Source organism: Kluyvera genomosp. 2 (assembly GCF_036759865.1).
Taxonomy (GTDB): Bacteria; Pseudomonadota; Gammaproteobacteria; order Enterobacterales; family Enterobacteriaceae; genus Kluyvera; species Kluyvera ascorbata_B.
In genome coordinates this window covers 113,276-132,819 of record NZ_JAPKIA010000012.1, presented here as the reverse complement: position 1 = coordinate 132,819, position 19,544 = coordinate 113,276, and the positions used below count along the sequence as shown (strand labels likewise).

19 protein-coding genes are annotated in these 19,544 nt (G+C 56.7%); 12 read left to right on the top strand and 7 right to left on the bottom strand.

What is annotated here, in order from left to right; all coding sequences use genetic code 11:
- Positions 1-41 precede the first annotated feature (41 nt).
- The 9 genes from murC (at position 42) to mutT (ending at position 10,732) form a co-directional block, all read left to right on the top strand.
- The gene (murC, locus tag V6942_RS14650; RefSeq protein WP_106925408.1) at positions 42-1,517 is read left to right on the top strand and encodes a UDP-N-acetylmuramate--L-alanine ligase; all 1,476 of its coding nucleotides are present in this window, start codon (positions 42-44) and stop codon (positions 1,515-1,517) included.
- Positions 1,510-2,430: a D-alanine--D-alanine ligase gene (locus V6942_RS14645; RefSeq protein WP_333501400.1), complete on the top strand. Its 921-nt coding sequence runs from the start codon at positions 1,510-1,512 to the stop codon at positions 2,428-2,430. The genes murC and V6942_RS14645 overlap by 8 nt, the downstream gene beginning before the upstream one ends.
- A gap of 1 nt (position 2,431) precedes the next feature.
- The gene (gene ftsQ, locus V6942_RS14640) at positions 2,432-3,265 is read left to right on the top strand and encodes a cell division protein FtsQ (protein WP_106925412.1); all 834 of its coding nucleotides are present in this window, start codon (positions 2,432-2,434) and stop codon (positions 3,263-3,265) included.
- The gene (ftsA, locus tag V6942_RS14635; RefSeq protein ID WP_035893041.1) at positions 3,262-4,524 is read left to right on the top strand and encodes a cell division protein FtsA; all 1,263 of its coding nucleotides are present in this window, start codon (positions 3,262-3,264) and stop codon (positions 4,522-4,524) included. The genes ftsQ and ftsA overlap by 4 nt, the downstream gene beginning before the upstream one ends.
- Positions 4,525-4,586: 62 nt before the next feature.
- On the top strand, positions 4,587-5,738 hold the full coding sequence (gene ftsZ / locus V6942_RS14630; RefSeq protein WP_182928388.1) for a cell division protein FtsZ: 1,152 nt from the start codon (positions 4,587-4,589) through the stop codon (positions 5,736-5,738).
- A 100-nt stretch (positions 5,739-5,838) separates the two neighbouring features.
- The gene (gene lpxC / locus V6942_RS14625; protein WP_106925417.1) at positions 5,839-6,756 is read left to right on the top strand and encodes a UDP-3-O-acyl-N-acetylglucosamine deacetylase; all 918 of its coding nucleotides are present in this window, start codon (positions 5,839-5,841) and stop codon (positions 6,754-6,756) included.
- Between the two features lie 251 nt (positions 6,757-7,007).
- Entirely contained in the window at positions 7,008-7,514 is a 507-nt protein-coding gene (secM, locus tag V6942_RS14620; RefSeq protein WP_197974843.1) for a secA translation cis-regulator SecM, read from the top strand.
- 64 nt (positions 7,515-7,578) lie between these two features.
- Positions 7,579-10,284, top strand: coding sequence for a preprotein translocase subunit SecA (secA, locus tag V6942_RS14615; RefSeq protein ID WP_182929464.1), 2,706 nt, complete (start codon positions 7,579-7,581; stop codon positions 10,282-10,284).
- Positions 10,285-10,342: 58 nt separating this feature from the next.
- On the top strand, positions 10,343-10,732 hold the full coding sequence (gene mutT, locus V6942_RS14610) for an 8-oxo-dGTP diphosphatase MutT (RefSeq protein WP_106925423.1): 390 nt from the start codon (positions 10,343-10,345) through the stop codon (positions 10,730-10,732).
- 82 nt (positions 10,733-10,814) lie between these two features.
- Here the strand turns inward: mutT and yacG are convergent, their stop codons facing one another.
- The 3 genes from yacG to coaE are packed head-to-tail and all read right to left on the bottom strand — an operon-like array spanning position 10,815 to position 12,382.
- Positions 10,815-11,009 (bottom strand): DNA gyrase inhibitor YacG, encoded by a 195-nt coding sequence (gene yacG, locus V6942_RS14605; RefSeq protein WP_106925425.1) that lies wholly within the window; start codon positions 11,007-11,009, stop codon positions 10,815-10,817.
- A 9-nt stretch (positions 11,010-11,018) separates the two neighbouring features.
- Positions 11,019-11,762, bottom strand: coding sequence for a cell division protein ZapD (gene zapD / locus V6942_RS14600; RefSeq protein WP_106925427.1), 744 nt, complete (start codon positions 11,760-11,762; stop codon positions 11,019-11,021).
- The gene (gene coaE / locus V6942_RS14595; RefSeq protein WP_106925430.1) at positions 11,762-12,382 is read right to left on the bottom strand and encodes a dephospho-CoA kinase; all 621 of its coding nucleotides are present in this window, start codon (positions 12,380-12,382) and stop codon (positions 11,762-11,764) included. The genes zapD and coaE overlap by 1 nt, the downstream gene beginning before the upstream one ends.
- A 225-nt stretch (positions 12,383-12,607) precedes the next feature.
- Here coaE and V6942_RS14590 point away from each other — a divergent pair, with 225 nt between their 5' ends.
- Positions 12,608-13,651, top strand: coding sequence for a GMP reductase (locus V6942_RS14590; RefSeq protein WP_106925432.1), 1,044 nt, complete (start codon positions 12,608-12,610; stop codon positions 13,649-13,651).
- 159 nt (positions 13,652-13,810) lie between these two features.
- Here the strand turns inward: V6942_RS14590 and hofC are convergent, their stop codons facing one another.
- The 4 genes from hofC to nadC all read right to left on the bottom strand — a co-directional run bounded on the left by hofC (position 13,811) and on the right by nadC (position 17,979).
- The gene (gene hofC, locus V6942_RS14585; RefSeq protein ID WP_106925434.1) at positions 13,811-15,010 is read right to left on the bottom strand and encodes a protein transport protein HofC; all 1,200 of its coding nucleotides are present in this window, start codon (positions 15,008-15,010) and stop codon (positions 13,811-13,813) included.
- A complete protein-coding gene (gene gspE, locus V6942_RS14580) occupies positions 15,003-16,388 on the bottom strand; it encodes a type II secretion system protein GspE (protein ID WP_333501399.1) in 1,386 nt (461 codons plus the stop codon). The genes hofC and gspE overlap by 8 nt, the downstream gene beginning before the upstream one ends.
- A 14-nt stretch (positions 16,389-16,402) precedes the next feature.
- Complete coding sequence (gene ppdD / locus V6942_RS14575; protein ID WP_106925438.1) at positions 16,403-16,840, bottom strand: prepilin peptidase-dependent pilin; 438 nt, start codon at positions 16,838-16,840, stop codon at positions 16,403-16,405.
- Between the two features lie 245 nt (positions 16,841-17,085).
- The gene (gene nadC / locus V6942_RS14570; protein ID WP_106925440.1) at positions 17,086-17,979 is read right to left on the bottom strand and encodes a carboxylating nicotinate-nucleotide diphosphorylase; all 894 of its coding nucleotides are present in this window, start codon (positions 17,977-17,979) and stop codon (positions 17,086-17,088) included.
- Positions 17,980-18,066: 87 nt separating this feature from the next.
- Between nadC and ampD the strand changes: the two genes are divergently transcribed.
- Together ampD and ampE are read left to right on the top strand one after the other, a co-directional pair.
- On the top strand, positions 18,067-18,630 hold the full coding sequence (gene ampD, locus V6942_RS14565; RefSeq protein WP_106925442.1) for a 1,6-anhydro-N-acetylmuramyl-L-alanine amidase AmpD: 564 nt from the start codon (positions 18,067-18,069) through the stop codon (positions 18,628-18,630).
- The gene (ampE, locus tag V6942_RS14560; protein ID WP_106925444.1) at positions 18,627-19,481 is read left to right on the top strand and encodes a beta-lactamase regulator AmpE; all 855 of its coding nucleotides are present in this window, start codon (positions 18,627-18,629) and stop codon (positions 19,479-19,481) included. The genes ampD and ampE overlap by 4 nt, the downstream gene beginning before the upstream one ends.
- Positions 19,482-19,544 lie beyond the last annotated feature (63 nt).

The window sequence follows — 19,544 nt, the reverse complement described above, 5'->3', positions numbered from 1 at the left end:
AATGGCGTCGCCCGAATTTTTGAAGTGATGGCGTTTAGAGAATGAATACACAACAACTGGCGAAACTGCGTTCTATCGTGCCCGAGATGCGTCGCGTCCGGCACATTCACTTTGTTGGCATCGGCGGCGCCGGTATGGGCGGTATTGCCGAAGTACTGGCCAACGAAGGGTATCAGATCAGCGGTTCCGACCTGGCGCCGAACCCGGTGACCCAGCAGTTGAGTAAACTGGGCGCCACCATTTATTTCAACCATCGCCCGGAAAACGTGCGCGATGCGAGTGTTGTTGTGGTGTCAACGGCGATCTCTGCCGATAACCCTGAGATTGTGGCGGCTCGTGAGTCACGTATTCCGGTGATTCGCCGCGCCGAGATGCTGGCGGAGCTGATGCGTTTTCGTCACGGCATCGCGATTGCCGGGACGCACGGTAAAACCACCACCACCGCAATGGTAGCGAGCATTTATGCGGAAGCCGGGCTGGACCCGACCTTCGTTAACGGCGGTCTGGTGAAAGCGGCGGGCGTGCACGCGCGCCTGGGCAATAGCCGTTACCTGATTGCGGAAGCGGATGAGAGCGATGCGTCGTTCCTGCATTTGCAGCCGATGGTGGCCATTGTCACCAATATTGAAGCCGACCATATGGATACCTACCAGGGCGACTTCGAAAATTTAAAGCAGACGTTTATTAACTTCCTGCACAACCTGCCGTTTTATGGCCGCGCGGTGATGTGCGTAGACGACCCGGTGATTCGCGAACTGCTGCCGCGCGTGGGCCGTCAGACGACGACCTATGGCTTCAGCGATGACGCCGACGTGCGCGTTGAAGGTTACCAGCAGATTGGCCCGCAGGGGCACTTCACGCTGGTGCGTCAGGATAAAGACAACCTGCGTGTAACGCTCAACGCCCCGGGGCGCCATAACGCCCTGAATGCGGCGGCGGCGGTTGCGGTAGCCACCGAAGAGGGTATCGAAGACGATGCGATTCTGCGCGCGCTGGAAAGTTTCCAGGGTACCGGTCGCCGCTTTGATTTCCTCGGTGAATTCCCGCTGGCGGAAGTCAACGGCAAAGAAGGTTCAGCCATGCTGGTGGATGACTATGGTCATCACCCGACGGAAGTGGATGCGACGATTAAAGCCGCGCGCGCTGGCTGGCCGGATAAAAAACTGGTGATGGTATTCCAGCCGCACCGTTATACCCGTACGCGCGACCTGTACGATGATTTCGCGCACGTATTGACCCAGGTTGACGCGCTGCTGATGCTCGATGTTTACCCGGCGGGTGAAGCGCCGATTCCGGGGGCCGACAGCCGCTCGCTGTGTCGTACCATCCGCGGGCGCGGCAAAGTGGACCCGATTCTGGTCTCCGATCCGGCTCAGGTTGCGGAAATGCTGGCTTCTGTGCTGACGGGTAATGATCTCGTGCTAATTCAAGGCGCGGGAAATATTGGTAAAATCGCGCGTAACTTAGCTGAAATCAAACTGAAGCCGCAAACTCAGGAGGAACCGCGCCATGGCTGATAAAATCGCGGTTCTTCTCGGCGGGACCTCCGCCGAGCGCGAGGTATCGCTGAATTCCGGCGCGGCGGTGCTGGCGGGGCTGCGTGAGGCTGGCGTCGATGCTCATGCGGTTGACCCAAAAGAGACCGATGTTACCCAGTTGAAAAACATGGGTTTTCAGAAAGTGTTTATTGCGCTGCACGGCCGCGGCGGGGAAGATGGCACGCTGCAGGGTCTGCTGGATCTGCTTCAGCTGCCTTATACCGGCAGCGGGGTGATGGCATCGGCTATCTCCATGGACAAATTGCGCAGCAAATTGCTGTGGCAGGGCGCCGGGCTGCCGGTTGCTCCGTGGGTGGCCGTTGACCGCGCGGCGTTTGAAAACGGGCTGTCGGATGAGGTGCTCACGCAGCTCGCCGGGCTGGGGTTGCCGCTGATCGTCAAGCCCAGCCGCGAAGGTTCCAGCGTCGGCATGTCGAAAGTGACCGAGAGTGCGCAGCTGGCGCCGGCATTAGCGCAGGCGTTTCAACATGATGACGAAGTTCTGGTAGAAAAATGGCTCAGTGGGCCTGAGTTTACGGTGGCGGTGCTCGGTGAAGAAATTTTACCGTCAGTTCGCATCCAACCAGCCGGAACCTTCTATGATTATGAGGCGAAGTATCTCTCTGATGAGACGAAATATTTCTGCCCTGGCTGTGAGGAACCTGCCCAGGAAGCCGCAATGCAATCTCTGGTGCTGAAAGCCTGGAAAGTGTTAGGTTGCCAGGGGTGGGGGCGGATTGATGTCATGCAGGACAGTGACGGGCAGTATTATCTACTGGAAGCGAACACGTCTCCGGGGATGACCAGCCACAGTCTGGTGCCGATGGCGGCGCGACAGGCGGGAATCAGTTTCTCGCAGCTGGTAGTACGAATTCTGGACCTGGCGGGGTGATATGTCGCAGGCTGCGCTGAATACGCGGAACCGTGAAGAAGAAGAGTATGCCGCTTCACGGCGCAATAATGGAACGCGTTTAGCGGGGATCCTGTTCCTGCTGGCGGTGCTGTGTACCGTGTTTGTGAGCGGCTGGGTCGTGCTGGGCTGGATGGAAGATGCGCAACGTTTGCCCATCTCAAAACTGGTGGTGACCGGCGAGCGCCACTACACGCGTAACGATGATATTCGTCAGTCCATCCTGGCGCTGGGATCGCCGGGAACCTTTATGACTCAGGACGTGAATATCGTTCAGGGCCAGATTGAACGCCTGCCGTGGATTAAGCAGGCAAGCGTAAGAAAGCAGTGGCCGGACGAATTGAAGATTCATCTGGTTGAATATGTGCCAATTGCGCGTTGGAATGATCAGCACATGGTAGATGCAGAAGGCACGGCCTTCAGCGTCCCGGCCGATCGCACCAGCAAGCAGAATTTGCCTATGCTCTATGGCCCGGAAGGCAGCGCAAGCGAAGTCTTGCAGGGCTATCACGACATGGGAGCGGTGCTCGCGAAAGGGAAGTTCACGTTGAAGGTTGCGGCGATGACCGCGCGCCGTTCGTGGCAGCTGACGCTTGATAACGGTATCAAGCTGAATCTGGGGCGGGGCGATACGATGAAGCGGCTGGCGCGTTTCCTGGAACTGTATCCGGTTCTGGAACAGCAGGCGCAAACAGAGGGTAATCGGATTAGCTATGTTGATTTGCGTTATGACTCGGGGGCGGCAGTAGGCTGGGAACCTGCTCCTGCGGCGGATACTAATCAACAACAGAATCAGGCACAGGCAGAACAACAATGATCAAGGCGACGGACAGAAAACTGGTAGTTGGACTGGAGATTGGCACTGCAAAAGTGGCCGCTTTAGTAGGGGAAGTTCTGCCCGACGGAGTGATTAATATCATTGGGGTCGGCAGTTGCCCATCCCGGGGTATGGATAAAGGCGGAGTTAACGACCTGGAATCGGTAGTAAAATGCGTACAGCGCGCTATCGATCAGGCTGAGCTGATGGCGGATTGCCAGATCTCTTCTGTATATCTGGCGCTTTCCGGCAAACACATTAGCTGTCAAAATGAAATTGGTATGGTGCCCATCTCTGAAGAAGAGGTGACGCTGGAAGACGTTGAGAACGTGGTGCACACGGCGAAGTCGGTTCGCGTGCGCGATGAACATCGTGTTCTGCACGTGATTCCGCAGGAATACGCCATTGATTACCAGGAAGGGATCAAGAACCCGGTCGGCTTGTCCGGCGTGCGTATGCAGGCCAAGGTACATTTGATTACCTGCCACAACGATATGGCGAAGAATATCGTCAAAGCGGTAGAGCGCTGTGGGCTGAAGGTCGATCAGCTGATTTTCGCCGGGCTGGCGTCAAGTTATTCCGTATTGACGGAAGACGAACGTGAGCTGGGCGTCTGTGTCGTGGATATCGGTGGCGGTACAATGGATATCGCCGTGTATACTGGCGGCGCGCTGCGCCACACGAAAGTGATCCCGTATGCGGGTAACGTGGTGACCAGCGATATCGCTTATGCATTCGGCACGCCGCCGAGCGACGCCGAAGCGATTAAAGTGCGCCACGGCTGCGCGTTGGGCTCGATCGTGGGCAAAGATGAGAGCGTTGAAGTGCCGAGCGTGGGCGGACGTCCGCCGCGCAGTCTGCAGCGCCAGACATTGGCAGAGGTCATTGAGCCGCGTTATACCGAGCTGCTGAACCTCGTCAATGAAGAGATTTTACAGTTACAGGAACAGCTTCGTCAGCAGGGGGTTAAACATCACCTCGCGGCGGGGATTGTGTTGACCGGTGGCGCAGCGCAGATTGAAGGTTTAGCCGCCTGCGCGCAGCGCGTGTTCCATACGCAGGTGCGTATTGGTGCGCCGCTGAACATTACCGGTCTGACAGACTATGCCCAGGAGCCGTACTATTCAACGGCGGTGGGCCTGCTGCACTATGGGAAAGAGTCCCATCTGAGCGGTGAAGCAGAAGTAGAAAAGCGCGTCACGGCATCGGTCGGATCGTGGATCAAACGACTGAATAGCTGGTTACGCAAAGAGTTTTAATTTTTAAAGAGACCGACGCACATTCACGGTCTCGGGCGACAGGCACAAAACGGAGAGAAACTATGTTTGAACCTATGGAACTGACCAACGACGCGGTGATTAAAGTCATCGGCGTCGGTGGCGGCGGCGGTAATGCCGTTGAACACATGGTGCGCGAGCGCATCGAAGGCGTTGAATTCTTCGCCGTTAACACCGACGCACAGGCACTGCGTAAAACGGCTGTTGGCCAGACTATCCAGATCGGTAGCGGTATTACCAAAGGTCTGGGCGCAGGGGCCAACCCGGAAGTGGGCCGTAACGCGGCCGACGAAGACCGCGAAGCGCTGCGCGCAGCGTTAGACGGTGCAGACATGGTGTTTATCGCAGCCGGCATGGGTGGCGGTACCGGTACCGGTGCAGCGCCAGTGGTTGCGGAAGTGGCTAAAGATTTAGGTATCCTGACCGTTGCCGTTGTGACCAAGCCTTTCAACTTTGAAGGCAAGAAGCGTATGGCATTCGCGGAGCAGGGTATCACCGAGCTGTCCAAGCACGTGGACTCCCTGATCACCATCCCGAACGACAAGCTGCTGAAAGTGCTGGGTCGTGGTATCTCTCTGCTCGACGCGTTTGGCGCGGCGAACGACGTGCTGAAAGGCGCAGTGCAGGGTATCGCTGAGCTGATCACTCGTCCGGGCCTGATGAACGTCGACTTTGCAGACGTGCGCACCGTGATGTCCGAAATGGGCTATGCGATGATGGGTTCCGGCGTGGCGAGCGGTGAAGACCGTGCGGAAGAAGCGGCTGAAATGGCTATCTCTTCTCCGCTGCTGGAAGACATCGACCTGTCCGGCGCACGCGGCGTGCTGGTCAACATTACTGCGGGCTTCGACCTGCGTCTGGATGAGTTCGAAACCGTGGGTAACACCATCCGTGCGTTCGCCTCTGACAATGCGACCGTGGTTATCGGTACTTCCCTTGACCCGGACATGAACGACGAACTGCGCGTGACCGTCGTTGCCACCGGTATCGGTATGGACAAACGTCCGGAGATTACCCTGGTCACCAACAAGCAGACGCCGCAGCCGGCGCTGGATCGCTATCAGCAGCACGGTATGGCGCCGCTGACCCAAGAGCAGAAACCGGCAGCAAAAGTGGTCAACGACAATACGCCGCAGACCACCAAAGAACCGGATTATCTGGATATCCCGGCCTTCCTGCGTAAGCAAGCTGACTAAGAATTAGCTGGAAGTTGGGAATCAGCGCTCTTTGTGCTAAACTGGCCCACCGAATGTGTAGTACACTTCGGTTGGATAGTTAATTTGGCGAGATTATACGATGATCAAACAAAGGACTCTTAAACGTATCGTTCAGGCGACTGGCGTCGGTTTACATACCGGCAAAAAAGTCACGCTGACGCTACGCCCTGCGCCGGCAAATACCGGGGTCATCTATCGTCGCACCGACTTGAATCCACCGGTAGATTTTCCGGCCGATGCCAAATCTGTGCGTGATACTATGCTCTGTACTTGCCTGGTCAACGAGCATGACGTGCGGATTTCTACCGTAGAGCACCTGAACGCTGCGCTGGCGGGCCTGGGTATCGACAACATCGTTGTTGAAGTCGATGCGCCAGAAATCCCGATTATGGACGGGAGCGCCGCACCGTTCGTTTATCTGCTGCTGGATGCCGGCATCGATGAACTGAACTGCGCGAAGAAATTCGTCCGCATTAAAGACACGGTTCGCGTGGAAGATGGCGATAAGTGGGCTGAATTCAAACCGTATAATGGTTTCTCGTTGGACTTTACCATCGATTTTAACCATCCGGCTATTGATGCCAGCACGCAGCGTTATGCCATGAACTTCTCCGCAGACGCGTTCATGCGACAGATTAGCCGTGCTCGTACTTTCGGTTTCATGCGTGATATCGAATATCTGCAGTCCCGTGGCCTGGCCTTGGGCGGCAGCTTCGATTGTGCCATCGTTGTTGACGATTATCGCGTACTGAACGAAGACGGCCTGCGTTTTGAAGATGAATTCGTTCGTCACAAAATGCTGGATGCAATCGGCGACCTGTTCATGTGTGGTCACAACATTATCGGTGCATTTACCGCGTATAAATCCGGTCATGCGCTGAACAACAAACTTCTGCAGGCGGTCCTGGCAAAACAGGAAGCTTGGGAATTTGTGACCTTCGAGGACGACGCAGAACTGCCGATGGCGTTCAAAGCACCGTCAATGGTTCTGGCATAAGCCCGACCATAGCGTAAATTCGACTGGCAACCTGGCACTCTCTCCGGTCAGGGAACCAGTCGTTTTTTCTTTTTGCTCCTGCCATTTTCTTTTCCCCTGCCAATAAAGATCACACGGCTGCACAACCGCTGCATTCTTAACCCGTTTTTCGCGGCTGTTTTCGTCATTCCTGCTGCTGTCACGCGGCATTAATGGTAATATCCTCGAGCTAAAATAGAATAACGGTACTTAAACCGAAGGTGGAACATTACGTGAGTGGAATGCTGACGCGTTGGCGACAGTTTGGTAGACGCTACTTCTGGCCGCATCTCCTGTTGGGGATGGTTGCTGCCGGTTTTGGTCTGCCTGCGCTTGCGAACAACGCCGAACCGGCTTCCCCCGCCCGCGCAACAACCAGTAACCATAATCCGGCGCAGAGAATTGACTTCTCGCAGCTGGCGCGGCTGGAAAGCAATCGTCGCCCCTCCTTCAGCGTAGACTACTGGCATCAGCATGCTATTCGCACCGTTATTCGCCACCTTTCTTTTGCCATGGCGCCAACCGCCTCTCCGGTTGCCGAGCCGACGTCGCCACTGCAGGCGGCACAGCACCTGGCGCTGCTCGATACCCTGAATGCGCTGCTCAACGTCGAGAGCCAGCCGTCGATTGTGATTGCTCAGGGGGCGGCATTACCCGCCTTCTCACCTCCGGTTTTTAGCATTCCTGCCTGGGTAAGCCAGGTGCAGGGTATTCGCGCCGGGCCGCAGCGCCTCGTCTGAAAATAACCGTGTTAACTCCTTTATTTTTATGACTCCGCGATGGCGGGGCGTTTGAGATTTTATTATGTTAATCAAATTATTGACCAAAGTTTTTGGTAGTCGTAACGATCGTACCCTGCGCCGTATGCGCAAAACCGTCGCTGTTATCAACGCGATGGAGCCAGAAATGGAAAAGCTCTCCGATGACGAGTTGAAGGCTAAAACAAACGAATTTCGTGCCCGTATTGAAAAAGGGGAAACCGTTGAAAGCCTGATCCCGGAAGCGTTTGCCGTGGTACGTGAAGCCAGCAAACGTGTATTCGGTATGCGCCACTTCGACGTCCAGCTGTTGGGTGGGATGGTCCTGAACGATCGCTGCATCGCGGAAATGCGTACCGGTGAAGGTAAAACCCTGACCGCGACCCTGCCGGCTTACCTGAACGCGCTGTCCGGTAAGGGCGTGCACGTTGTGACCGTCAACGATTACCTGGCTCAGCGTGACGCCGAAAACAACCGTCCGCTGTTCGAATTCCTCGGCATGACCGTGGGCGTCAACATGTCTGGTCTGCCGGCGCCTGCTAAGCGCGAAGCCTACAATGCCGACATTACCTACGGTACTAACAACGAATACGGCTTTGACTACCTGCGCGACAACATGGCGTTCAGCCCGGAAGAACGCGTACAGCGTAAACTGCACTATGCGCTGGTGGATGAGGTCGACTCCATCCTGATCGATGAAGCGCGTACCCCGCTTATCATCTCCGGCCCGGCAGAAGACAGCTCGGAAATGTACAAGCGCGTTAACAAAATCATTCCTCACCTGGTGCGTCAGGAGAAAGAAGACTCCGACACCTTCCAGGGTGAAGGCCACTTCTCCGTAGATGAAAAAGCCCGTCAGGTTAACCTGACCGAACGCGGTCTGGTGCTGATTGAAGAGCTGCTGGTTAAAGAAGGCATCATGGACGAAGGTGAGTCGCTCTACTCGCCGGGCAACATTATGCTGATGCACCACGTTACTGCCGCGCTGCGCGCTCACGTGCTGTTCACCCGTGACGTCGACTACATCGTGAAAGACGGCGAAGTTATCATCGTCGATGAACACACCGGTCGTACCATGCAGGGACGTCGCTGGTCCGATGGCCTGCACCAGGCCGTGGAAGCGAAAGAAGGCGTTGAAATCCAGAACGAAAACCAGACGCTGGCATCCATCACCTTCCAGAACTACTTCCGTCTGTACGAAAAACTGGCCGGTATGACCGGTACTGCAGATACCGAAGCGTTCGAATTCAGCTCTATCTACAAGCTGGACACCGTGGTTGTTCCGACCAACCGTCCGATGATCCGTAAAGACATGCCGGACCTGGTCTACATGACCGAAGCGGAAAAAATTCAGGCGATCATCGAAGATATTAAAGAGCGTACTGCGGCAGGCCAACCGGTGCTGGTCGGTACTATCTCTATCGAAAAATCTGAAGTGGTTTCCCATGAGCTGACCAAAGCGGGTATCAAGCACAACGTGCTGAACGCCAAGTTCCACGCTAGCGAAGCGGATATCGTTGCACAGGCGGGTTACCCTTCTGCCGTGACCATCGCCACCAACATGGCAGGTCGTGGTACCGATATTATGCTGGGCGGTAGCTGGCAGGCAGAAGTCGCGCAGCTGGAAGACCCAACCCCGGAACAAATTGCGCAGATCAAAGCCGATTGGCAGGTTCGTCACGACGCCGTGCTGGCGGCTGGCGGTCTGCATATCATTGGTACTGAACGTCACGAATCTCGTCGTATCGATAACCAGCTGCGCGGCCGTTCCGGTCGTCAGGGTGACGCGGGTTCTTCCCGTTTCTACCTGTCGATGGAAGATGCCCTGATGCGTATCTTTGCCTCTGACCGCGTGTCCGGCATGATGCGTAAACTGGGGATGAAACCGGGCGAAGCGATTGAACACCCGTGGGTTACCAAGGCAATTGCTAACGCGCAGCGTAAAGTGGAAAGCCGCAACTTCGATATTCGTAAGCAGCTGCTGGAATACGATGACGTTGCCAACGACCAGCGCCGTGCGATCTACACCCAGCGTAATGAACTGCTGGACGTGAGCGACGTTAGCGAAACCATCAACAGCATCCGCGAAGACGTGTTTAAAGCTACCATCGATGCGCACATTCCGCCGCAGTCGCTGGAAGAAATGTGGGATATCCCTGGCCTGCAGGAACGTCTGAAAAACGACTTCGACCTCGATCTGCCTATCTCTGAGTGGCTGGATAAAGAGCCTGAACTGCACGAAGAGACGCTGCGCGAGCGTATTCTGGAAAGCGCCGTTGAGGTGTACAAACGTAAGGAAGAAGTGGTCGGCGCTGAGATGATGCGTCACTTTGAAAAAGGCGTGATGCTGCAAACGCTGGATTCTCTGTGGAAAGAGCACCTGGCCGCGATGGACTACCTGCGTCAGGGGATCCACTTGCGTGGCTATGCGCAGAAAGATCCGAAGCAGGAGTACAAACGTGAATCCTTCTCTATGTTTGCCGCCATGCTGGAGTCGCTGAAGTATGAAGTGATCAGCACCCTGAGCAAAGTGCAGGTGCGCATGCCGGAGGAAGTTGAAGCGATGGAACTGCAGCGTCGTGAAGAAGCCGAGCGTCTGGCACAGATGCAGCAGTTGAGCCATCAGAGCGATGACGAAGCCGCCGCGCAGGATCTGGCCGCGCAGACCGGCGAACGTAAAGTGGGCCGTAATGACCCATGCCCTTGCGGTTCCGGTAAAAAATACAAACAGTGCCACGGCCGTCTGAGCTAAGGTCATTATAAAAAATAAAAGGCGCAGACTTCTGCGCCTTTTTTATGGGTAAGACAAAATGAAAATACTGCAAATATCCGTCGGCATCATTCGCAATGTCAGTGGCGAAATCTATATCACTCAGCGCGCTGCCGATGCGCACATGGCGCATAAGTGGGAGTTTCCAGGCGGCAAAATTGAGTCCGGAGAGTCGCCGCAGGAAGCGGTAATCCGCGAGCTGGAAGAAGAGGTTGGGATTGTGGTTACCTCGCTGCAACCGTTTGATAAGCTGGAATATCAGTTTCCCGATCGTCACATAACGCTGTGGTTCTGGCTGGTTGATAGCTGGGAAGGGGCGCCGTGGGGGAAAGAAGGGCAGCCGGGGCGCTGGGTTGCGCAACGTGATTTAGTGGCGGACGAATTTCCGCCAGCGAACGCGCCGGTGATTGAAAAGCTCATTGCGGGGTAGGCCTGATAAGCGGAGCGCCATCAGGCTAAATGGTGCAGGTTGCCGGATGGCGGCGTAGCGCCTCATCCGGCCCTACGCGACATTACTGTTGTTCTTCGCTCCAGTCGTCGCTGTCGGAGAGATCGCCGCTGCTCGGAATGCGTTTCTCTTCCGCCGCCCACTCTCCGAGATCGATAAGCTGGCAGCGCTTAGAACAGAATGGACGATAAGGACTTTGTTCGCCCCAAATAACCGGCTTATTGCAGGTTGGACAGTTTACCGTTGTCACCTCAGTCATTCTCTCTCCTTAGCAGCATGCCAGTTCAAAATCCAGTCGCTCCGGCACCACGCCGTGCTCGCTGTCCAGCGGCATAAAGCGAATGGCGAAACGGCTCTTATGGCCGGAGATTTGCGGGTAAAGCTGAGACGTTAGCTCAAGCTTCAGACGCAGCAGGTCCGCATCGTCGCCGTTATCCTGATAGAAGCCGTTCAGGCTGGTTTGCTTGCGGAACTGCGCGGAGTTGCGAACCAGATCGAGAATCAGCGACAGCGCCTGATTCAGCGGCTCAAGGCTGGCAAGCCATGATTCGACCTGGGCGTCGCGCTGATGCTGTTTTGAATGCAGCCAGATGTGCAGCGTCGGCAAATCGAAGCTGCAGCAGCCGCCCGGGATACTTAGACGCTGACGAACCAGCGCGATCAGGCGATCTTCGCGCAGGAACTGCCCGATGCGTGGTGCCGCCATCAGAATAGTGCTGCTGTTTTTCAGCTGCTGACGCAGGGCGTCAATGCGGCTGAGATCGACGCCCTGAACTTCGCTCCAGGCGTTGAGTTTGCGCTGCTGGCGCTCCAGCTCTTTTAGCAGCTCCGTGCGGATATCGCCGCGTTCGAACACATCCAGTAAATCCCCGACGTTGCGAAAAAAGTGCAGCGCGCTGGCGTGATCCCTGATGGGTAAATTGGCATTCAATTGCTCAGTCAGAAATTCAATACGCAGCCAGGTACGCATTTTTTCATTTAGCGGATGCTCAAAAAGGATGTGGGTGTGCATTACGATTTTTCCTGTGATACAGCCTGTGCCGCGAGCTCAAGGTAGTGCGCGTGAAGGCGAGCGACATCCGATGCAATAGCATCTGGTGTGCCGTTGTTATTAATAATGTCATCAGCAACCGCCAGGCGCGCTTCACGCGTGGCCTGAGCAGCAAGAATGTTTTCGGCATGCTCACGCGATACGTGGTCGCGCTGCATGGTACGAAGCAGCTGGGTTTCTCGCGATACATCAACGACCAGGACGCGATCGGCCCGCTGATAAAGCTTGTTTTCCACCAGCAGGGGAACAACCCACAGTACGTAAGGCGAAGTGGCCTGCCGTAGCTGACGCTGCGTTTCCTGCTGAATCAATGGGTGTAAGAGGGCGTTTAGCCAGGCTTTTTCCTCAGGATGAGCAAAGATGCGCTCGCGCAGCCCCCGGCGATCTAATTCGCCTTCTGCGGTGAGGATATGAGAACCAAAACGATCGGCGATGGCGGCGAGCGCCGGCGTACCGGGTTCGACAACCTGACGGGCGAGAATATCGGCATCAATCACGTTAATTCCCAGGTGAGCAAAGGCCTCTGCGACCGTACTTTTGCCGCTGCCGATGCCGCCTGTTAACGCCACTGTGTAAGTCATACCGCTAAGCCCTGGATTTTTTGCATGAAAATCATTTGGTTAAAAAACTGGCAGCCCTGTGCGAGTGAATCAATGATGCACTGTACTATTCGCCAGGTAAATTTATGGGATTGTAGCTTAAAAAAAGTGAAAATCGCAGTCTTGCGAAGCCCTGATTAGTGCGTATGATTGCATTACTGGAGTTGTGCTCTCAATTTAATTGCCATTAACCCCAGGAATTCGCACATGCGTATCGAAGAAGATCTGAAGTTAGGTTTTAAAGACGTTCTTATCCGCCCTAAGCGCTCTACTCTTAAAAGCCGTTCCGATGTTGAACTGGAACGCGAATTCACCTTTAAACATTCAGGCCAACGCTGGTCAGGCGTGCCGATTATCGCTGCGAATATGGACTCCGTGGGTACTTTCGGGATGGCAAAAGCACTCGCCTCTTTCGGTATCCTGACGGCCGTACACAAACATTACACCGTTGAAGAGTGGCAGACGTTTGTCCAGAACGAGTCCGCAGACGTGCTTAAGCACGTGATGGTGTCTACCGGCACCTCCGACGCAGACTTCGAAAAAACGCAGCAGATCCTTAAGCTGAGCCCGGCGCTGAACTTCGTGTGCATTGATGTGGCGAATGGTTACTCCGAGCATTTTGTGCAGTTCGTAGCGAAAGCGCGCGAAGCCTGGCCGACCAAGACGATTTGTGCAGGTAACGTCGTGACCGGTGAAATGTGCGAAGAGCTGATTCTGTCCGGCGCGGATATTGTGAAAGTGGGTATCGGCCCTGGCTCGGTGTGCACCACTCGCGTGAAAACTGGCGTTGGCTATCCGCAGCTCTCCGCGGTGATCGAGTGCGCCGATGCAGCGCACGGTCTGGGTGGCCAGATTGTCAGCGACGGCGGCTGCACCATGCCGGGCGACGTGGCCAAAGCCTTTGGCGGCGGCGCGGACTTCGTGATGTTGGGCGGCATGCTGGCCGGTCACGATGAAAGCGGCGGCGTGATTGTTGAAGAGAACGGCGAGAAATTTATGCTGTTCTACGGTATGAGCTCTGAGTCCGCGATGAAACGTCACGTGGGCGGTGTTGCACAATACCGCGCGGCGGAAGGTAAAACGGTTAAGCTGCCGCTGCGTGGCCCGGTAGATAACACCGCGCGCGACATCCTCGGCGGCCTGCGTTCGGCGTGCACCTACGTCGGCGCATCACGTCTGAAAGAGCTGACTAAACGCACGACCTTCATCCGGGTGCAGGAACAAGAGAACCGCGTGTTCAATAGCCTGTAATCCTCCTCATGCAGGCGTAATGCCTAAATTCGTAGGCCGGATAAGCAAAAGCGCTATCCGGCACACTGCGCACGGATTGCCGGATGGCGGCGTAAACGCCTTATCCGGCATACCGTTCCTGCTCCTGGCTTCTGAATTCAACGCCTTAACTGACCCGCGTTACCCTGTTCCGCCGATCGCATCTCCCAGATGAAAAATCGGCAGATACATCGCGACGACCAGCGTGCCAATAATGAGTCCTGTCACAATCAGTAGCAGCGGTTCCAGCGTTGCCGTCAGGCTTTCTGCCAGATTCTGCGTGCTTTCATCGTGGTGTCGCGCCAGGTTTTCCAGCATTTCATCCAGCGCCCCGGACGCTTCTCCGGTTCTGACCAGTTGTAAGCACAGCGGCGTAAACTCATGGCAGTTTTCCATGGCTTGCCAGATAGCGCTGCCCTGTGACACCTGCTGGCGCAGGCTGGCAATGACCTCGCGCCACCATGGGCTGTTCAATGTCTCTTCCACGGTTTCCAGCCCCTGTAAAAAGGCAATGCCGGCTCGTTGAGTCAACGACAGTACGGTAAAAATCTGGCTGAGCATCTGGCCGCGAGCGAGCGTGCCCATAACCGGTAAGGCGAGTAGCAGCTGCTGGCGAAGGCGCTGCCACGGCGGATGATCTTTAAACCCGACGCTAAGCCCGGTGGCCAGTAGCACCAGGCTACAGAGCGGAAGCCATGCGCTTGCCACCGCGTCTGCACTGGCCATAACGGCCAGCGTAAGGGCGGGCAGCGGCGTGTTGAAGGTGCGATAGATGGCGGTAAATTCAGGCAAAACAAAGCTGACCATTGCCGCCACGACCAGCGCCGCCAGGGTTAAAATAATCAGCGGGTAGCGCAGCGCCTTTTTCACTTTTGCCGTTAATAGCAGCTGCGCTTTTTGCTGCCGCGCGAGCGCCTGGCAGCAATGCTCCAGCCTGCCTGTTATTTCGCCGGTACGGATCATCGCCTGATACAGCGGTGGAAAAGCCTCCGGCCACGGCCTTAAACCCTCCGATAGCGAGACACCCTCGGCGAGCCGGGAGGCCAACGTTTCCAGCAGAGCGCGCCACTGCGGTATCGGATGCTGTTGGCTGAGCAGTGCCAAACTCTCTGAGAGGGTTAACCCGGCCTGCAATAGCGTAGCCAGCTGGCTTATCACCGCGCAGCTGTGCTGTGCTCGCCATAGTGATCGGTTCACCGTGCGACGCTTGAGTGATAGGACGATAATATTCTGCTGAGCCAGCGCTATCAGCGCCGCGGGCCGATGGCTAGCCCACAGCGCGCCACGACGTTCGGCTCCGCTGGCATCGACACCCCGCCAGTGCCACAGCTGTTCACACATCGTGAGGCAACCCCAGTACGCGTAGCAGCTCTTCCTGCGTCGTCAGCCCCTGTTCAACGGCCAGGCAGCCGTTCTCAAACAGCGTCGCCATGCCGGCCTCCCGCGCATGCTGCATCAGCTGTTCCGGGCTAAGTCCGCTGGCGATGCCCTGCCGCAGTGCAGGCGCGATCGGCAGCAGTTCAAACAGCGCGAGACGGCCCTGGTAGCCATGATAGCAGTACGAGCAGCCGGAGGCCGTCCAGCGTGGCAGTGGGCGAGGCCATAGCGTACGCGGCAGCGGCTGCTCTCCTGGCAGCATCTGGCGACAGTGCGGGCATAGACGACGGACCAGACGCTGTGCTACCACCATTAATAGCGCCGATGACACCATCCAGCGCGCGACGCCCATCTGTTCAAGGCGCACCAGCGTTTCAACCGTCGAATTGGTGTGCAGCGTTGAGAGTACAAGGTGACCGGTTTGCGCGGCCTTAATGGCGATTTCCGCTGTTTCACCGTCGCGTATTTCGCCGACCATCACGATATCTGGATCCTGGCGCAGCAGGGCGCGCAGGATGTTCTGGAACGTCAGCCCGGCGCGAGGGCTGACCTGCGTCTGGTTCAGTCCGTCCAGAGGGATCTCTATGGGATCTTCGACGCTACAGATATTGACGTCGCAACGGTTACGGTTTTGCAGTGCGCTGTAAAGCGTGACGGTTTTGCCGCTGCCCGTTGGTCCGGTGACCAGAATCAGCCCCTGAGGCTGATTCAACGCGGATTGCAGCTGCGCAAGTGCGTCGGCGGAAAGCCCCAGACTATGCAGATCCAGCGCCTGCTCGACTTTATGCAGCAGCCGGAGCACGGCTTTTTCACCGTATCGGCAGGGCAGGGTTGAAAGGCGAAAAGAGAGTGGGGTGTCGTCAATCTCTACCGTGAACTGCCCGTCCTGCGGCAGGCGTCGCTCGGCGATGTCCAGCCCTGCGAGCACCTTAAGCCTGGCGATCAGCGGGGCCATCAGCGTCAGCGCGACGGGCGTGAGCGCATGCAGCACGCCGTCTACCCGCAGCCGTATGCGTAGCGCACGCTCTGTTGGCTCAAAATGAATATCGGAGGCGCGTTGCACGAGCGCCTGCTTGAGCAAATGGTTAAGCAGATCTACTGCGTTGTCACTCTCCTGGTGTATTGAAGGCTGCGCGAGTGGGGCTAGCCGCTGGAGGTGCTTGTCCATTCTCTCCTGCTCCCAGCACTCGATATCAATGCGTTTTTGGGTGGCGAAGCGGAGTGAGTCCATGAGTTCTGTGGGCGGAGTGCCGACGACGGCAATGCTCAGTTCATCTTGCGCATTGTTGAGCAGCACCGCGCGATGGCGCTGACACAGCGTGAAGAGTTGCTCCTGTTTCATGATTGCCGCCCCGCTTATTGCGCATCAAAGCGGAAGACGTCTTCGCACGCTTGCTGGAGCGCGCCGTCGTTCTGGATATCGCAGGTTCGCTGCCAGCCGGTGATGCCATTGGCGTTGTCCCAGCCGGGAACGAGGGTCACGGTCAGGCCGTTAAGGCTTTCCTGGCCGGTCAGAATAACCGTTCCTTGTGCGACGCTCATGGCCGACACGTAGCGCGTGGTGGTGGGGGACGGGATGCCGTTGCTGCCCGCATCGCAGTTGTCTACCCCGCCGCGGTCGAGCGCGCACAGCTCAATGGCGGTACGGTAAGGGACAAAGGTTTGTAGCATATCGGTCAGTGCGGCTTTGCGCAGGTAGTTCTGATAGGCGGGAATGCCGATGGCGCTGAGGATAGCAATAATGCCGATAACGACCATCAGTTCGATAAGGGTAAAGCCCCGTTGTCTGTTCATGTTGTGCTCCTTGCTGAAACTGGCGCTACTTTGGCAGAGCGTCGAAACGACAGCGAGGGGCGAAAAGGCATTCAGGATAGGGCCTTCCAGTTTTTTTCCGGCGGTTGCAGAAGTGAACGTGGAAAATGGAAGGCGGGTCGAAAAACGTCTTCGAGGAGGATCTGTGGGCCGGATGGCGGCGTAAACGCCTTATCCGGCCTACAACATTATGATCGGTCTAGTTCGCAGGGAAGGCCTTTCCTGGCTTAGCGGAAGCGCATCGACAGGTCGAGGGCGCGAACGTGTTTGGTCAGCGCGCCGACGGAGATAAAGTCGACGCCGGTTTCGGCAAACTCGCGGAGGGTGTCGAAAGTGACGTTGCCGGAGACTTCCAGCTGCGCCTGACCCTGGGTGATCTTCACCGCTTCGCGCATCTGTTCGGTGTCAAAGTTATCGAGCATGATAATGTCGGCGCCGGCCTTCAGCGCTTCACGCAGCTCCTGCAGGGTTTCCACTTCCACTTCCACCGGTACGTCAGGGTGCAGCCAGAAGGCTTTTTCTACCGCCTGGCGTACGGATCCGGAAGCAATAATGTGATTTTCTTTAATCAGGAAGGCGTCGGATAATCCCAGGCGGTGGTTGGCGCCGCCACCGCACAGTACGGCATATTTTAATGCAGTGCGCAGGCCTGGCAGCGTTTTGCGCGTGTCCAGCAGCTGCGTATGGGTGCCTTCCAGCAGGTTGACGTATTTACGCACTTCGCTGGCGACGCCGGAGAGCGTTTGAACAAAGTTCAGCGCGGTGCGTTCGCCGGTTAACAGCACGCGCGACGGGCCGTTAATTTCGAACAGCGGCTGATTGGCGACCACGGTGTCGCCGTCGGCCACGTGCCAGGTGAGCGTGACGTCATCACCGGCCAATTGGATGAAGACCTCTTCTACCCAGCGCTTGCCGCAGAATACGCCGTCTTCACGGGTAATGACTACGGCGTGCGAGTGGCTGTTTTCCGGCAGGAGTTGTGCGGTAATATCGTTATGCGCGTCAACTTCACCTCCCAGATCTTCGCGCAGCGCGTGGGCCACGGCGTTGGGAATATCGAGGTTGATACGTTCTAACAGCGCGTCACGTCGGTGGTCTGGGTTGTAGCGGCGAGGCGGCATGATAAAGCTCCAAATTGGTAACGATGCGAAAGATTGAAACATGCTACTCTGAACCGAGTAGCATAACCATACGTAAGGAGATCCTGAATGCAGTTAGATAAGGGCTGGCTGGTGGGCGTTCGGCACGTGCCTTCTCCCCATCACGACAGTCGTCCAGAGGATGAGGTCCCCTCGCTGCTGGTTGTGCATAATATTAGCTTACCGCCGGGCCAATTTGGCGGCCCCTGGATAGACGCCCTGTTTACCGGTACGCTCGATCCTGATGCCGATCCGTTCTTTGCGGAAATTGCCCATCTGCGGGTTTCAGCCCACTGTCTTATTCGTCGCGACGGCGAGATTGTTCAGTACGTTGCCTTTGATAAGCGCGCCTGGCACGCTGGCGTTTCGAGCTATCGTGGTCGCGAGCGCTGTAATGATTTCTCTATCGGTATTGAGCTGGAAGGCACCGATACGTTGGCCTATACCGACGCGCAGTATCTGCAGCTGGCGGCTTTGACCCAGCTGTTAATCACCGAGTATCCTGCCATTGCCGACAACATGACCGGCCACTGTGATATCGCGCCCGTGCGCAAAACCGATCCCGGCCCGGCTTTTGATTGGGATCGTTTTCGCGCGCAGGTCACCCCTTCGTCGAATAAGGAGATGACATGACGTTGTTTACCACGCTTCTGGTGTTGTTTGCGGAGCGCTTGTTTAAGCTCGGCGAGCACTGGCAGCTTGACCACAGACTGGAGGCCCTGTTCCGCCGGGTGAAACATTACTCACTGGCCGCAACGCTGGCGATGACCGTCGTGGCGATGGCGTTGGTGGCGCTGATTCAGCGTGCGCTGGAAGGGCTGCTGTTTAACGTACCGACGCTGATTTTCTGGATTTTGCTGGGGCTGCTGTGCATCGGCGCGGGGCGCGTTCGTCTGCACTATCACGCCTATCTGAAGGCGGCGTCGCGCGATGATACCCACGCGCGTGATGCGATGGCCTGCGAGCTGACGATGATTCACGGCGTGCCTCCTGGCTGTAACGAGCGGGAGTTCCTGCGGGAATTACAGAATGCGCTGCTATGGATTAACTACCGTTTCTACCTCGCGCCGCTGTTCTGGTTTGTGGTGGGCGGCAGTTGGGGGCCGGTGGCGTTAATGGGCTATGCGTTCCTGCGCTCATGGCAGTCCTGGCTGGCGCGCTATCAAACGCCGCACCAGCGTTTACAGTCGGGCATCGATGCCATACTTCACGTGGTGGACTGGGTGCCAGTGCGCCTGGTTGGCGTCGTGTATGCGCTGATTGGTCACGGAGAGAAAGCGCTGCCAGCGTGGTTTGCCTCGTTGGGCGACCGCCATTCATCGCAGTATCAGGTGTTAACCACCCTGGCACAGTATTCGCTGGCGCGCGAGCCGCACGTGGATAAAGTGGCAACGCCGAAAGCGGCGGTTTCGATGGCCAAGAAAACGTCGTACGCGGTCGTCGTGGTAATGGCGCTGCTGACCATTTATGGGACGTTAGTGTAGCGTTGTGCCGGATGGCGCTTATCCGGCCTGCATTACGGTAGGCCCGGTAAGCGTAGCGCCACC

Bases quoted from the DNA above. Each gene is read 5' to 3' on its own strand.
- murC (WP_106925408.1), top strand. From the start codon at position 42: ATGAATACACAACAACTGGCGAAACTGCGTTCTATCGTGCCCGAGATG.
- V6942_RS14645 (WP_333501400.1), top strand. From the start codon at position 1,510: ATGGCTGATAAAATCGCGGTTCTTCTCGGCGGGACCTCCGCCGAGCGC.
- ftsQ (WP_106925412.1), top strand. From the start codon at position 2,432: ATGTCGCAGGCTGCGCTGAATACGCGGAACCGTGAAGAAGAAGAGTAT.
- ftsA (WP_035893041.1), top strand. From the start codon at position 3,262: ATGATCAAGGCGACGGACAGAAAACTGGTAGTTGGACTGGAGATTGGC.
- ftsZ (WP_182928388.1), top strand. From the start codon at position 4,587: ATGTTTGAACCTATGGAACTGACCAACGACGCGGTGATTAAAGTCATC.
- lpxC (WP_106925417.1), top strand. From the start codon at position 5,839: ATGATCAAACAAAGGACTCTTAAACGTATCGTTCAGGCGACTGGCGTC.
- secA (WP_182929464.1), top strand. From the start codon at position 7,579: ATGTTAATCAAATTATTGACCAAAGTTTTTGGTAGTCGTAACGATCGT.
- mutT (WP_106925423.1), top strand. From the start codon at position 10,343: ATGAAAATACTGCAAATATCCGTCGGCATCATTCGCAATGTCAGTGGC.
- yacG (WP_106925425.1), bottom strand. From the start codon at position 11,009: ATGACTGAGGTGACAACGGTAAACTGTCCAACCTGCAATAAGCCGGTT.
- zapD (WP_106925427.1), bottom strand. From the start codon at position 11,762: ATGCACACCCACATCCTTTTTGAGCATCCGCTAAATGAAAAAATGCGT.
- coaE (WP_106925430.1), bottom strand. From the start codon at position 12,382: ATGACTTACACAGTGGCGTTAACAGGCGGCATCGGCAGCGGCAAAAGT.
- V6942_RS14590 (WP_106925432.1), top strand. From the start codon at position 12,608: ATGCGTATCGAAGAAGATCTGAAGTTAGGTTTTAAAGACGTTCTTATC.
- hofC (WP_106925434.1), bottom strand. From the start codon at position 15,010: ATGTGTGAACAGCTGTGGCACTGGCGGGGTGTCGATGCCAGCGGAGCC.
- gspE (WP_333501399.1), bottom strand. From the start codon at position 16,388: ATGAAACAGGAGCAACTCTTCACGCTGTGTCAGCGCCATCGCGCGGTG.
- ppdD (WP_106925438.1), bottom strand. From the start codon at position 16,840: ATGAACAGACAACGGGGCTTTACCCTTATCGAACTGATGGTCGTTATC.
- nadC (WP_106925440.1), bottom strand. From the start codon at position 17,979: ATGCCGCCTCGCCGCTACAACCCAGACCACCGACGTGACGCGCTGTTA.
- ampD (WP_106925442.1), top strand. From the start codon at position 18,067: ATGCAGTTAGATAAGGGCTGGCTGGTGGGCGTTCGGCACGTGCCTTCT.
- ampE (WP_106925444.1), top strand. From the start codon at position 18,627: ATGACGTTGTTTACCACGCTTCTGGTGTTGTTTGCGGAGCGCTTGTTT.